This is a genomic window from Paroceanicella profunda (genome assembly GCF_005887635.2).
GTDB classification, from domain to species: domain Bacteria; phylum Pseudomonadota; class Alphaproteobacteria; order Rhodobacterales; family Rhodobacteraceae; genus Paroceanicella; species Paroceanicella profunda.
The window spans coordinates 41,011-55,921 of record NZ_CP040824.1; the positions used below are offsets into that span (position 1 = coordinate 41,011).

The window sequence follows — 14,911 nt, forward strand, 5'->3', positions numbered from 1 at the left end:
ACCGGGCTGGTCCGATCCCCCGCATTTTAGGCAATGCGGGCAGCGGGTCTGTGATCAGAAACGACGAGCGGTGAGCACCATGACCTGACACCCTTTGGCCCGAAACGAAAGACGCCGCGCGGCTGCAACCACGCGGCGTCTCGTGAAACGAACAGCATCCTGAACCGTCCGCGTCTTCCAAGGTGACGATAGCAGGATGCCTTTGCTCCCGCAAGCCTCGCGCTGCGGAGGATGGGAAAGCTATGCCCGAGACCCTGGAATTCGACCCCTCTGAGGGCTTCGTCGCCCTGCCCGTGCGCATTCTGGAGATCGAGATGTCTCCCGGCGCGTTCCGCACGCTCACCGAATTGTGCCGCATGGCCAACCTCGACGGCTTCTGCTGGCCATCGCTGGAACAGCTCAGCGCGCGCCTCTCCCGGTCACGGTCTGCAATTTCCGGCTACGTGAAGGAGCTGCGCGAGATCGGCCTCATCGACACGATCAACCAGAAGATGGCGAACGGCTACAACTACCGCCTGAAATTTCTTGTCACGTTCTGGGCCGCCTGGCGCGCTTCCCTCTCCGCCGCGCGCCCTCCCGAACGGCGCACGGAGGGCGTGCGATCCGTTTCACCGCCTGAACGCCGTGTTCAGTCAGGTGCACGCCGAGTAAACTCTAAAAATCATATCCCTGAAAACCACCCACGCGCACCCGGATTGGATGCGCGAGTGGTGGAGGGTGCCCTCGAGAAGTGGGCAAGTTTGACCCGGGGTCAGCCCTATGGAAGCTATGCCGGGAAGGTTCCGGCCAGCCTCGTTCAGGAGACCACTGATATCCTTGCCTCTGCTGGTCCGGACGAGCCGGCACTAATATCCGCGGATATAACTCGGAGATTGACCGAGATCTGGTCCGCCCTCGGCGTTTCGCCATCTCCTTCTGAGCTCAGCGAACAGGCGAACCTCCTCTCCGCAGGTGACCGCACCGAGACCGCTATGGCTGCCCTCGCCTCACGGATAGCGGACGGATGGCAGCGCCATTGGCGCAAGCCCCCTACCCCGCTGCAATTCGAGGGTTTCGTTAAGGCGGCGCGGGCGGAAAACCCGGTGCGGGCTCGGCTCACCTTGTTGAAAATGCACCTCCGGCAATGGGCTCACGTGCAAAACAGGTTGCCAAAGCCGGCATTGTCCAACAGTTTGGCCCCGAGAGGCACTCTTGCCTTTGACAACAGGGCCACGGCATCGCCCTCTTCATATCCGCGGATATAACCATGGCATACGGGCAATTCGAGCAGTTCATCCGCAACATGACGCGAGTGATGGGCGCCGTGAACACCAGGCTGCAGCGCGATCTCACGCTGCGCACCCGGGTGTCCCGCCGCTTTTCCATGACGGAAGTCTCCGAGCTTCTCAACGTCGACGTGACCTACCTCGCCCGGGTTTCCTCGGATGAGCCGGTGTTTCCCGAAGGCCAGCGCACCGGACGGGAGCGGACATTCTCCCCCTCGGAGATCATGCTGATCCGGGCGCTGATCGGGTCGAACCCCGGGGCCAAGCGCCAGCACTCCTTCTGGCGCAAGCCGGGAGACCCTGTCCGCGTGGTGACCTTCGGCGCGCAGAAGGGGGGCACCGGGAAGTCGCTCAGTGCCGCGCATTTCGCGCAATACGTGAACCTGTTCTACGGCCTCCGCGTGGGGGTGATCGACGCGGATCCCCAGGCCACCGTCAGCCTCTACTTCGCGGATGAGACCCTGCCCCTCTTCAAGCCCGACACCCCTACCCTCGCGGATTTCATGGGCGTGGATGACCCCGGCGCCCAAGAGCTTGTGCCACGCACGGCCCGGGAACTGGACGCGATCTGGCAGCGAACCCCCTGGCCCGGCATCAAGCTCATCCCAGGCGGCGCGAACATCCAGAACGGTGATATCAGCCTGTTCTTCCTGTCGCGCACCTCGCAGGTGCCGGTCTATCGCATCCTGCGCAAGGCGATCGAGGAATGGGACGCAGGCAACGGCCCGCGCACCACGGTCGACATGCTGCGCAACGCCTCCGGCGCGTTCAACATGGAGGCCTATGCGCGCGCGCTGGACGAGACGGTGGATCTCATCGTCATCGACCAGCAACCTTCCCTCACGCTGATGCAGCTCAACGGGCTCATCGCCGCGGACAGCGTGGTGATTCCGCAGACGATGAAGGGCTTCGACCTTGCAACGCTCGCCACCTATGTTTCCAATATCGGCGAGTATCTGGAGTTCATCATGGGGTTTGAGGCCGACATCGAGATCGGGCGTGGCGAGCATGTCGTGCTTCCCACCATCGTGCAGGAGCAGAACACCCAGGATACCGACCAGATCGTGGATCTTTATCGCCGGGCCCCGCGCGAGATCCTGCAGGTGTGGTACAACCGATCTGACGCGATTGCGAATGCCGCCGAGGAGTACAAGAGCATTTACGAATACCTTCCGCCGAAAACGCGGCGCGCCTCGGCGCGGGCGTTCATGGCCAATGCCAATGCGGTCAACGATGCGCTGGTGCAGCGGATCTGCCCGGATCTGCCGCCACGGGAATTCGCAAAGGCCTTCATAGAGGAGCGCTGGGGCTGACATGCCACGCAAACGCAAGCTGGATGCTACCATTCCCGAAGACCACGCCACCCCCCTGCCCGAGGACACGCCGCGCGGCGCCATGGGCGGCATGTGGGCCGGTTCCGCGATGAACCTGCTGCGCAAACGCATCGAGACCACGCATGGCTCTCTGGTCGAAGGCATCCTGAACGGCACCGTGGCGCTGGAACTGTCGCCCGAGCAGATCGAGGACGTCGCCGGTTCCGACCGTGTCGGAGACTGGGCCGGAGACGAGGCCTTCGACGCGCTTGTCGCCAACATGAAGCGCCGGGGCCAGACCCAGCCCATCCGGGTGCGGCCCCGCGATCCGGATTGGAGCCCGGACGCGGACGATCCGCTGCGCACCGGTGACGTGTTCGTGGTGCAGTCCGGCAGGCGGCGGATCGAGGCGTGCCGGCGGCTGGGACGAAAGGTGATCGCGATCCTCTCCACCGAGCGGGGCGATGCCGCCCTCGCCGACCTGGAGGAGCGCTTCCACGAGAACACCATGCGCCAGAATCTCAGCGGCTTCGAGGAACTGCTTTCGGTCGGTCTGATCGCGGAGAGCCTGAGGGACCTGTCGCAGGAGGACATCGCCGGGCGGCTGGGCGTGTCGCAGAATGACATCTCGCTCGGCCTCTCCTGTGTCAATCTGCGAGACCGCATTCTCGCCGAGGTCGATGTGGCCACCACGCCGAAGCGGGCTTATCGGGCGATCATCCCTCGGCTGAGGCGCGGGGAAAGCCTGGCGCCGCCCCCCACGCCTCAGGGGGCGAAGGGTGCCTTCACCGCCGGTGGGCTGCGGGTGGAGGTGGAAAGCGCGAAATCCGGCCTGGTGTTGAAGGTGCGCGGCGCACAGCTTCCGGAAAGAGATCTGGACAGGCTGGCCGAGCGCGTGGCGCAGCTGTTCAGGTAGCGGCGTGGGGCAGGCGGCCACCCTGCCCCGCACGCGGACAGATGATCCGTGCTGACAAGAATCCCCATGTGCCGCGCAAAAGTGGCGAAAAATGCGCGTTAAGCGACACCGCTCTGGAGATGACTGACATAACACCGCCTGCCATGAAACTCTGCGCATGTGCCCCCTGTCCCAGAGCAGAGCGCCCTGCCCCGTCCGGCCACAAGAAGCGACCCCAGGGCCGGGACTCCGTCGGGATGACTTGCTATAGTTTCCGTTCACCTGTGCAATCCGGAGATCAGGAGCATCATGGCTGAACGCCTCTGGCCCGGTACCCATGATGACACGGAGGCCCTGACCCGCGATTCGGACACCGAACTGCTCCGGGCCGCGATGCCCGGTCAGGGATATTCGGTGCTGCTGCGTGTTGCGCTGTCCGGCGCCGGGGCCGAGGCCCTGTTACGGCAGGAATTCGCTCTCGCGCCGCGGCTCGACCCGGCCTGGGCCGCCCAGCCGCTGGACTTCACCCGGATGGGCGCCCGCCCGGCCCTGCGCAGCGCGGATCCGGGCGGGAGGCCGCTGGGGGACCTGCTCGTGGCGCCGATGGGCATGGCGCTGCGCCTGCGCCTCGGCAGCGGGATGATCGCGGCGGTGGCGGCTATGCACGTCCAGGGCCTGCGCCATGGCGACATCCGTCCGGCCAACCTGCTGTGCCAGGACAGCGGCGCGGTGCACTTGCTCGGCTTCGGCCACGCCGGGCCGGACATTGCGCCGGCGCGGCCGGATGTGGATCTGGCGCCGGACAGTCTGCCCTGGATGGCACCGGAACGCACCGGCCGCCTGCATGCGCCGCTGGACCGGCGGGCCGATCTCTATTCCCTTGGCGTGGTGCTCTACGAGCTGCTCGGCGGTGCGCCGCCCTTGGTCGCGCGCGACGCGGCGGAGTGGCTGCATTGCCACCTGGCGCGTAGCCCGGTGGATCTCGCCACCCGGGCGCCGGAGCTGCCCGTCGGCCTGGTGCGCGTGGTGCACCGGCTGCTCGCCAAGGCGCCGGAGGAGCGGTTCGCCGACGGGGAAGCGGTGCAGGCGGAATGGGAGCGCAGCCTGCCGGGGCGGCAGCCCGGGCCGCGGCGCGCCGCCTCGCCCGACCGGCCCCGGCCGCTGGTGCCGGCGCAACTGCACGGGCGGGCAGGGGAGCTCGCCGCGATTTCCGCCGCCTTCGAGCAGGCCGCGCGGCGCGAGGGGACCACCGTTGCGCTGGTGCATGGGGTGTCGGGCATCGGAAAATCGGCGCTGGTGCGCGCGGCGCTGCGCGGCCTGGTGCCGCCGCGCGGGTTGTTCGCGGCCGGCAAGTTCGACCAGTACGCCCGCGGCGCGCCCTATGCCACGCTCTCGCAGGCCTTCGGGCAGCTGATCACCGGGATCCTGGGCCGCCCGCGGGCGGAGCGCGAGGTCTGGGCGGATGCCTTGCGCCGCGCTCTCGGGCCGGCCGCGGCGGTGATCGCTCCGGTCGCGCCGGGGCTGGAGCTGCTGCTCGGGCCGCTCCCCTCCGCGCCGGACCTTCCGCCGGAACAGGCCACCGCGCGCTTCGATCATGCGTTTCGCGGGCTGATCTCGGTCTTCGCGCGCCCCGAGCATCCGCTGGCGCTGTTCCTCGACGACCTGCAGTGGATCGACCGGTCCACGCTCGACCTGCTGCGCCGCCTGCTCCACGAGTCCGGGCCGGCGCGGCTGCTGATCGTCGCGGCATGGCGCAGCGACGAGGTGCCGATCGACCACCCGCTGCGCGGCCTGCTCGGGCTGCTGCGCGTCATGCCGGGCCTCGAGATCCATGACGTGACCGTCGGTCCGCTCGACCAGGGCGCGATCAGCGGGCTGCTCTCCGAGGCGCTGCACATGCCGCGCGGGGCCACGGACGGCCTTGCGGCCGCGCTGGGGGAGAGCAGCAACGGCAACCCGCTGCACATCCTGCAATTGCTCTCCGCCCTGACCGAGGAGCGCGTGTTGCGCCCGGACCCGTCGAGCGGCCAGTGGCACTGGGATGAGGCCGCGGTGCGCGCGCGCCCGGCGCAGGTGGTGAGCGAGCTGTTCTCGTTCCGGCTCACCCGGCTGTCGGAGGCGGCGCGCAGCCTGCTGCTGCGCTTCGCCTGTCTCGGCGGCGCGGTGGAAACCGCGACCCTGGCCTCCGCCGCCCGGCTGGACCCGGCCCGCACCGAGGCACTGCTGGAGGAAGCGCTACGCGACGGGCTCGTCCAGCGCCGGGCCGGCGGCTGGGCCTTCCTGCATGACCGGGTGCAGGAGGGGGCCTATGCGCTGGCCCCGCCGCGACAGCGCGCCGCGCTGCACCTGGACGTGGGCCGGGCGCTGGCCGCGGCCTCCGGGCCGCATCCCCCGGCGGAGCGCGCCTTCGCCATCGCCGCGCAATACACTCTCGCCCTGCCATGCGTGACCGATCCGGCCGACCGGCTGGAGCTGGCGCGCTTCTATCTCGAGACCGCACGCCACGCCCAGGCGTCCAGCGCCTGCCGGGCCGCGCAGACCTATGCCTCCGAAGGGCTGGGGCTGCTGGGCCCGATGCCAGGAGACCCGGGCCTCGCCTTCGACCTGGGGTTCCTGCGCGCCGAATGCGCCTTCCTCGACGGGTCGGCCGCCGAGGCGCTGGACCGCCTGCCGGAGCTGGCCGCCGCGGCGCGCACCCCCACCCAGCGCGGCGCGGTGGCGGCACTGCGCATCACGGCGCTGCTGGCGCTGGACCGTTCCGACCAGGCCATCGCCACCTGCCTCAGCTATCTCGCCACCCAGGGCACGATGTGGCAGCCGCACCCGTCCGAGGCCACGGCGCGCGACGAATATGCCCGCTTCCTCGCCGCGCTGGACGGCCGGCCCGTGGCCGCGCTCGCCGATCTGCCGGTGATGGAGGACGAGGCCTCGCATGCGATGATGGACGTGCTCGCCGCCGCGCTGGCGCCGGCTTTCTTCTTCGACGAGCATCTCGTGGCGCTCATGCTGTCGCGCATGGCCAATCTCACGCTGGACCGCGGGATCTGCCATGCGTCGCCGCTGGGCTTTGCCTATCTGGGGATGATCTGCGGCCCGGGCTTCGGCGATTACCATCAGGCCTATGAGTATGGCCGGCTGGGCGTGGCGCTGCTCGACCGCGGGCTGGTGCGCTTCCGGCCCCGGGTGCTGATGACCTTCGCCTATCACGTGGCACCCTGGACGCGGCCCGTGCGCTCCGAACGTGCCCTGCTGCTGCGCGCCTTCGAGGAAGCGCGTGAGAGCGGCGACATCACCTATGGCGGCTTCACCTCGGTTACGCTGGTGAGCTCGATGCTCTGGGCGGGGGAGCGGCTGGAGCAGGTCCAGCGCACGGCGGAGGCCCGGCTGCACTACGTGCGGCAGGTGCAGTTCGGCCTCTGCGCCGACATCCTCACCAGCCAGATCCAGATGACCCGGGCGCTGCGCGGCCTCACCCGCGACCCCGGGAGCTTCGCCGCCCGCGCCTTCGACGAGGCGGCCTTCGAGGCCCGGCTCACCGACAATCCCAGTCTCGCCATTGCCGCCTGCTGGCACTGGATCCGCAAGCTGCAGCTTCGGGTGATCGCGGGGGATGCGGCCGGTGCCGTGGAGGCCGCGCTGCTGGCCGAGCCGCTGCTGTGGACCACGTCCGGCCACCTGGAAATGGCGGAGTACCACTTCCACGCCGCGCTCGCGCATGCCGGGCTGGCGGCGCGCAGCGGGGCGGAGCTGCACCGGGCCCGGCTGGCGCGCCACCTCGTCCAGCTGGACCGCTGGGCGGAGGTGAACCCCGGCGACTTCCGTGCCCGCGCCAGCCTGGTCCATGCCGAGAGCGCCCGGATCTCCGGCTTCCGCGAGGAGGCGATGCGGCTCTACGACCGCGCGATCATGGACGCGCGCCGGCAGGACGCGCCCCAGGTGGAGGCACTGGCCGCCGAACGCGCCGCGCAGTTCCACGCCTCCCAGGGACTGCCGGGGCTGGAGGCTGCCTGCCTGCGCGACGCGCGCGCCGCATGGGAGCGCTGGGGCGCCCTCGGCAAGGTGTGGCGCATGGACGTGCAGCGGCCCGACCTCAGCCCGGACGCCGCGGAAACCGACAGCGCGCCGGTCGCCCTGCCGGGCACGGACATCGCCGCCCTGCAGCGCGGCTCGCAGGCGGTGGCCGGGCCCGGCGGTTTCGCCGAGCTGGCGCCCACGCTGCTCGAACTGGTGCTCGAACATGCCGGCGCCTCGCGCGCGCTGCTGTTCGTCGTCTCCGGCGCCAGCCTGCGCGTGGAGACCGAGGTGCAGGCCAGGCCCGACGGCGTGCGCACCCGGCGGATCGCCCCCGGCGACGCGCCGCCGCTGCCGTGGAACCTGGTGGAGGCCTGTGCCGCGGAGGCGAGGGTGATCCGCATCGACGACGCCCACACCCCCGGGCCCTTCGCCGCCGACCCCTACTGGAGCGCGGCCACGACCCGCGCGCTGCTGTGCCTGCCGCTGCTGCGCCGCGGGCGCACGGTGGGCGTGATCCTGCTGGAGAACGACCTCGCCGCGCAGGCCTTCCCGCCGGCCCGGGTGGACCTGCTGCGCCTGCTCGCCTCGCAGGCCGCGGAGGTGATCGAGGTGGCGAGCCTGGAGGAGAAGGACGCCCTGCTCAAGGAGGTCCACCACCGGGTGAAGAACAACCTGCAGCTCATCATGAGCCTGCTGAGCCTGCAGGCCGGGCGCATCGAGGACCCCGCGACGGCGATGCTCTTCGCCGATGCCCGGGACCGGGTGCGCTCCATGGCCTTCGTGCACGAGAGCCTGTACCGGCTGGGGAATTTCGCCAGCGCCCCGATGCGCCCGCAACTGGAGGCGATCTGCGCCCAGCTCCTCCGCGCCTATGCGCCGCCCGACGGCACGGTCGACCTGCGCACGGACCTGGAGGACCTGCAGCTCGATCTCGACCGCGCGGTGCCCTGCGGGCTGATCGTGAACGAACTGGTCTCCAACGCGCTGAAGCACGCCTTCCCCGACGGGCGGCGCGGCCTCGTGCTGGTCATGCTGAAGCGGCGGGGCGCGGAGATCGCCATCACCGTGCGCGATGACGGCGCGGGGCTGGCACCGGAGGTCGACATCGCCGGGGCGCAGACGCTCGGGCTGCAACTGGTCTGCGATCTCACGGAGCAGCTGCGCGGCCGCATCGAGATCCGCCGTGGCCCCGGGGTGGCGGCGGAGCCCGCACCCGGCGGGCCCGGGGAGGACGGGCAGGGCCCCCGACCGGCTCTGCCCGCCGCCGGGGCCGTCCCGCCCCGGCCCGTGCCCCGTCCTGGCGCGCCCCCCCTTGCGGACCGGCTCCCGGGCGTGCCACTTCGCAGCGGTACCGAGATTACCGTGACCTTTCACGCCGGAGAGCAGATGACATGACCAGCGCCCGCATCCTGATCGTGGAAGATGACCGCGTGGTGCGCCGGGACCTTCAGCAGCAGCTCTCCCGGCTCGGCCACCGGGTCGTCGGCGCCTCCGCCACGGGGGAGGAGGCGATCACCCTGGCGGCCGCCCATGCGCCGGACCTCGTGCTGATGGACATCCGGCTCGAGGGCCGGGTGGACGGTATCGAGGCCGCCCGGCAGATCCGCGATGCGCACCGGATCCCGATCATCTATCTCACGGCCTACGCGGATGACGAAACCGTCCGCCGTGCCGCCGTCACCGAGCCGTTCGGCTATCTCCTCAAGCCCTTCGAGGAGCCGCAGATGCGCACCGTCATCCAGATGGCGCTCTACAAGCGCGACGCGGAAGCGCGGCTGCGGCTGACCGAGCGCCGCTACGCCGCCACGCTGGCGGGCATCGGGGACGGGGTGATCTCCTGCGACGGCACGGGCCAGGTGGATTACATGAACCCGGTGGCAGAACGCCTCACCGGCTGGGTCGCCGCGGCCGCCGCCGGCCGGCCCATCGCCGAGGTGATGCCGGTGCGCGACGCGGAAACCGGCGCCACGCTTGCCGGCCTCGCCTCCCTGGTCCTCGCCGGCTCCGCGCCGCCGGAGAGCCGTCCGCGCCCCGCTCCCGCCGGGCCCGGGCCGGCGCGGGGCGACGTTCCCCCGTTTCCGGCCGATCCCAGCCCGGCATACCTTCCCCCCGCGCCCGGCGCGGGCGCGCAGACGGGCTCCGGCGCAGCGGAGGGGGACAGGGCGCTCGAACGCAGTGTGCTGCTGCTGCCGCGCGAGGGCATGCCGGTGGCGATCGAGGAGCGCGGGGCCCCGCTGCTCGACGATCTCGGCCACCCCGCCGGGGCAGTGATCACCTTCACCGACCTCACCCAGCGCCGGCAGGTGGCCAACGCCCTGCGCCAGGCGAAGGCCGACCTCGCCCATATCTCGCGGGTCACGCTGATGGGGGAGCTGGCCGCCGCGGTGGCGCATGAGGTGAACCAGCCGCTGATGGCGATCGCGGCCAATGCCGGGGCCTGCCTGCGCTGGCTCTCCGACGACCGCCCGGCCATCGACAAGGCCCGTGTCGCCACCGAGCGCATCGTGCGTGACGCCGACCGGGCCGGCGAGGTGGTCCGCTCCATCCGCGCGCTGGCGCGGCGCACCCGCTCGCGGGCGGGCGACGTCGACCTCGGCGCCCTCGTGCGGGAGACGCTGACCCTCGTGCGGGCCGAGCTGCAGCGCGCCTCGGTGGCCACCGACCTCGCCGTCGCGCCCGGCCTGCCGGTGCTGCACGGTGACCGGGTGCAGCTTCAGCAGGTGTTCCTCAACCTCGTGGTCAACGCGATAGAGGCGATGGCCACGGTGGCCGACCGCCCGCGCGAGCTGCGCATCGAGCTGGACGCCCGCGCCGGGGAGGCGATCATCCGGGTGATCGACAGCGGCACCGGCCTGCCGCCGGACGCGGTTCCGCAGATCTTCAACGCCTTCTTCACCACGAAGCCCGAGGGCACCGGCATGGGCCTGTCGATCAGCCGCTCCATCGTGGAGCTGCACGGCGGGCGGCTCTCGGGCTCGCCTCGCAGCCCGTTCGGGAGTATATTCGAGGTTGCGCTGCCGATCCGCCCGGGAGGCCCCGCCACATGACAGCCGTTCTGACCTGGCCTGAGAGCACCGTCCTTCCCACCGTGGTGGTGATCGACGATGACGATTCCGTGCGCGAAGGGCTGGAGGCGCTGCTCGATTCCGTGGGGCTGGCCTGCGAGACCTTCGGTTCCGTGCAGGATTATCTCGCCGCCGGGCCGGAGGTGGAGCTGGGCTGCATGGTGCTCGACGTGCGCCTGCCCGGGCGCAGCGGCATCGATTTCCACGACTCGCTGGTGCGCGCGGGGGTGGACCTGCCGGTGATCTTCATCTCCGGGCATGCCGATGTGCCGATGTCGGTGCGGGCGATGAAGGCCGGCGCCTGGGAGTTCCTCACCAAGCCGGTGCGCCACCAGGAACTGCTCGACGCGATCCACCAGGCCATCGAACACCACCGCGCCCGGCGCCGTGGCCGCTCGCGCATGGCCAGCCTGCGCGCCCGGTTCGACAGCCTCACCCCGCGCGAGCGCGACGTGGCCGCCGGGGTGACGCGCGGCCTGCTCAACAAGCAGATCGCCGGGGAGCTGGGCCTGAGCGAGGCCACGGTGAAGCTGCACCGGGGCAACCTGATGCGCAAGATGGAGGCGGGGACGATGATCGACCTCGTGCGCATGCTCGACCAGATCGCCTGAGCCTTGAGCCTTGAGCCCCGGGCGCCTGCCCGCCGCATCGCCCGCGACAGCCCGCCACGCCTCTCGGGAGGCAGGGCCTGGGCCTGCGTGCAGGCCTTCGCCGTGCATTGATCCCGGGGCAGGCGCAGTCCGTCCGCGCGCCCGGAGCCGGAGCGGCGCCCCGCCCGGGCAGGGTACCGGGCCCGCGCCGCAGCCAGGGCCCCGGCCCGCCCGCGCAGCCGGCTTGCTAAGATGCGGCGCACGGGTCTATTTTCGAAAATGACGCCCGGCAGTCCGTTTGCACACACATCGCTCCCTGCCGGCGCCCGAGGACTTGCCGTGACCCGATCTATGCCAGCAGGATCGACCTATGACGCGGCGCTCGACGCGCTCGCGGCAGCCTGTGACGAGGTGTTCCTCCTGCCCAGTGCCAGCCGCGGCGTCGTGCTCGTGGGGGCCACGCTGCGCGACCCGTCCCGCTTCGGCGCCGGGCCGGAACCGCTGCACGCCGGCGGCCGGGGGCGCAGCCCGGAGGACGCCCGGCGCGGCTGCCTGGAGGAGCTGGCCGAACGCCTCATCCTGCGCGCCGCCGGGCCGGCCGCCTGGGCGCCGGCGGAGACCCGGAGAACGGCTGACGACAGGATATCGCACAGCGGCGCGGACGGGCAGGGCACCGCCGCAACCGCAACCGCAATGCCCTGTCCGATCGCGCCAGGCGGGCTGGGCCGGGCCAGCGCCTGCGCCGCGGACCCGGACACCGCCCTGCAGCGGGCCCGGCTGGAACTGGCCGAGCGTCGGGCCGTCGCGGCCTGGTGGTCCGGCGCGCGCTGCGCCCCCGCGCCGGCCGGCCCGGCCCAGGCTGCCCTCGCGGAGGTGTTCCCGCCCGGGCCCTTCGGCCGCCGCCGCTGGCTGCTTGACCTGTCTCCGGGCGCGGACGGCACGGTGATCGCCGCGCTCTCGACCACGTCGGGCGGGCGCGGGCTGGTGGGGGGCTTCGCCGCCGCGCACACGCCCGAGGCCGCCGCCCGCCGCGCCAGCGAGGAACTGTGCCAGATGGAAGCCGCCGCCGCGATGGCCTGGCAGCGCCGCGGCCCGGAGGGCGCCGGGGCGCTCGCTCCCGCCGACCGCCTGTGGCTCGCCCGGCTGGAGGCGCCCTGCCCGGACTGGCTGGCGCCGGATGACACCGGCACGGCGCTGCCCGCGGAGCCGGCGTCATCCGGCGTCGTCACCCGCCATCTCGGCCTGCCGGGCTGGCCCTTCCACGTGGTGGCGCTCAGCGGGGCAGGGGGGCCGCCGGGCCCCGGCCTCGACGACACGGGAGCGGCGATCGCGGCCCGGGCGCCGGTGACGCGGGCTGTGCATGCCCCCGCCGGGGAGGCCGGGGCAGCGACCCCGCTCGGGACGTCTCGGGGGAGGCGGTGACCGCGCGCGGGGCATTCCGGACGGCGGATCGCGCCCGGTGGCGGGCGGGAGGCCGTGCCGGAAGTCCGGGAGCGGATCACCCCGGAACGCGGGACGTCGCCACCGGGGGCGAGGTGGCGCGGGCTGCGGCATGGGGGCGAATCGCATAGCGGGTCTGGAAACCCTGCGGCGATGAAGGCAGAGTGCGAAAGGGATCAGGGGCTAACGAGACAATGTGGGAATTGAGAGGGATCGGCCGCGCCGCGCTGCTGGACGGCACCGGAGCTCCGGTGACGTTGCGCAGCGAGCGCAGCCTCGCGCTGATCGCCTATCTGGCGCTCGGGCCGGCCGCGTCGATGACGCGTGAGCGGGCCTGCGGGCTGTTCTGGGGTGACCGGCCGGAGGCCGCCGCCCGCTCCTCGCTGCGCCAGCTCCTGCACCGGCTGAAGGCCGACCTTGCCGACGCGCCGGACCTTCTGGACATCGGCCGCGACAGCATCGCGCTGAAGGAGCCGCTGCGCACCGACCTGCACCGGCTCTGCGACGAGATCGCCGCCGGCGCCCCGCCGCAGACCCTGCCGGAGGCCGAGGCGCTGCTGCAGGGGCTCGAATCGCTCTCCGAGGAGTTCGACGCCTGGCTCGGCATCGTGCGCCAGCGCTGGGTGGAGCGGCTGCTGGGGCTGCTCTCCGCCGCGCTGAAGGTGCCCGGCCCGGTGCAGATCCACGCGGCGCGCGGCCTGTTCTCCGCCGATCCCACCCATGACGGCGCCGCGCGCATCCTGATCCAGACCGCGCTGGACGAGGCCGCCCTGGCCGAGGCGCTGCGCGTCTACGAGCGCCACTGGGACGCGCTGGACGCGGAATGGGACCAGGAACCGGCCGCGGACCTGCAGGACCTCGTGGTGCGCGCGAAAAGCGGCGAGGTGATCTCCCGCGTCGCCCCCGCGCCGGCCCGCGCCATGCCCCGGCAGGCCCCGGCTCCGGCCGGCTTCCCGCCCGGACCGCCGGTGGACCCGGCCGCGCCGCCGATCATCGAGATCGCGCCCTTCCTGCCCGCCGGCCCCTGGACCGGCCCGTCGGACCTGCCGAACGGCTTCCGCCTCGAACTCATCGCCGCGCTGGTGCGCTTTCGCGAATGGGCCGTGGTCGAGCAGAGCGTGGGACTGGACCCGGACTACCGCATCTCCGGCATCTTCATGGACGTGGGCGGGCGCGTGCGCCTCACCCTCACCACCATCGAATGCCGCACCGGCGGCTATCTCTACTCCGACGCGCTGGAACTGGAGACGGACGCCTGGGCCGACATCGTCACCCGCACCATCCGCCGGGTGGCGATTTCGCTGAACATGCATGTCTCGCGCCGCCGGCTCACCGCCTGGGACGTGGCCTCGCCGGAAAGCGCCGCGCCGGGGCGGGGCCAGGCCTATGACCTGTGGCTGCGCGGCAACGACCTGCGCAAGCGCTGGAGCGCCAGCAGCTTCGACGAGGCGGAGGTCGCCTTCCGCCAGCTCATCAAGCTGGAGCCGGGCTACGCGGCGGCCTACAGTTCGCTCGCCGGGCTTCTGAACACGCGTCATCTCGCCGAGCCGGGGATCATGCGCAGCCCGGCCCGGGCGGCGGCCGCGCGGGAATTCGCCATGCGCGCCGTGGCGCTGGACCCGCTGGACGGGCGCAACCAGCACGCGCTGGCCTGGTCGCACGCGCTGTGCGAGTCCCACGAACTCGCCGCCTTCCACTTCGACCTCTCGATGGAGCTGAACCCCTCCAGCCCCCGCACCCTGGTGCCGCTCGCGCATGGTTATTCCTTCCTCGGCCAGCATGACCGGGCCCTCGGCCTCGCGGCGCAGGCCATGGCGATCCATCCGCAGATGAACGGCGTGCACTGGGGCTACCTCATGTGCATCCGCTACTTTGCGGGAGATACCACCGGCGCCCTGCAGGCCGGCGAGGCGGCGGGAGACGCGGTGTTCGACTTCCTCGCCTGGCACGCCGCCGCACTGGCGATGGACGGCGCCACCGTCGCGGCGCGCGCGAAGATGGAGCAGTTCGTCGCAGCCGCGGTGGACCGCTGGGCCGGGGACGGACCGGCGGACTGGGAGGCGATCGGCCGCTGGCTGATGCATTCCTTCCCGATCCGCCGCGCCGAGGACCTCGCCCGCCTGCGCACCGGCCTCGCCGCGGCGGGCCTGCCGGTCTGATCCCGCCGCGACGGCGTCCCTCCCGGCCCCCGCCCCGAAACGGCCCGCTCTCGCGCGCACAGACCCGCCGCGGCGCGCGGGACGGGATCGCCCCGACATCCCCTCGCGCCGGACGGAGGCCCGGCCGACACCGGGCGGCAAGGCGCATCGCCCCTCGGCGCCGGCCAAGT

8 protein-coding genes are annotated in these 14,911 nt (G+C 71.8%); all 8 read left to right on the forward strand.

Annotated elements, in window-relative coordinates:
- The first annotated feature begins 242 nt into the window (after positions 1-242).
- On the forward strand, positions 243-1,244 hold the full coding sequence (locus FDP22_RS24090) for a helix-turn-helix domain-containing protein (protein ID WP_138579396.1): 1,002 nt from the start codon (positions 243-245) through the stop codon (positions 1,242-1,244).
- 2 nt (positions 1,245-1,246) lie between these two features.
- Positions 1,247-2,578 carry a ParA family protein gene (locus FDP22_RS24095; RefSeq protein ID WP_138579394.1) on the forward strand — a complete coding sequence of 444 codons (1,332 nt, stop codon included), beginning with the start codon at positions 1,247-1,249 and terminating at the stop codon, positions 2,576-2,578.
- A 1-nt stretch (position 2,579) separates the two neighbouring features.
- Positions 2,580-3,494, forward strand: a complete 915-nt coding sequence (locus tag FDP22_RS24100) for a ParB/RepB/Spo0J family partition protein (RefSeq protein WP_138579392.1) — start codon at positions 2,580-2,582, stop codon at positions 3,492-3,494.
- A 288-nt stretch (positions 3,495-3,782) separates the two neighbouring features.
- On the forward strand, positions 3,783-8,882 hold the full coding sequence (locus FDP22_RS24105; protein ID WP_138579390.1) for an AAA family ATPase: 5,100 nt from the start codon (positions 3,783-3,785) through the stop codon (positions 8,880-8,882).
- Positions 8,879-10,534 (forward strand): response regulator, encoded by a 1,656-nt coding sequence (locus tag FDP22_RS24110; protein WP_138579388.1) that lies wholly within the window; start codon positions 8,879-8,881, stop codon positions 10,532-10,534. The genes FDP22_RS24105 and FDP22_RS24110 overlap by 4 nt, the downstream gene beginning before the upstream one ends.
- The gene (locus FDP22_RS24115; RefSeq protein ID WP_138579386.1) at positions 10,531-11,163 is read left to right on the forward strand and encodes a response regulator transcription factor; all 633 of its coding nucleotides are present in this window, start codon (positions 10,531-10,533) and stop codon (positions 11,161-11,163) included. The genes FDP22_RS24110 and FDP22_RS24115 overlap by 4 nt, the downstream gene beginning before the upstream one ends.
- A 318-nt stretch (positions 11,164-11,481) precedes the next feature.
- Positions 11,482-12,564 carry a YcaO-like family protein gene (locus FDP22_RS24120; protein ID WP_138579384.1) on the forward strand — a complete coding sequence of 361 codons (1,083 nt, stop codon included), beginning with the start codon at positions 11,482-11,484 and terminating at the stop codon, positions 12,562-12,564.
- 212 nt (positions 12,565-12,776) lie between these two features.
- Positions 12,777-14,741 (forward strand): AfsR/SARP family transcriptional regulator, encoded by a 1,965-nt coding sequence (locus tag FDP22_RS24125; protein WP_138579382.1) that lies wholly within the window; start codon positions 12,777-12,779, stop codon positions 14,739-14,741.
- Positions 14,742-14,911 lie beyond the last annotated feature (170 nt).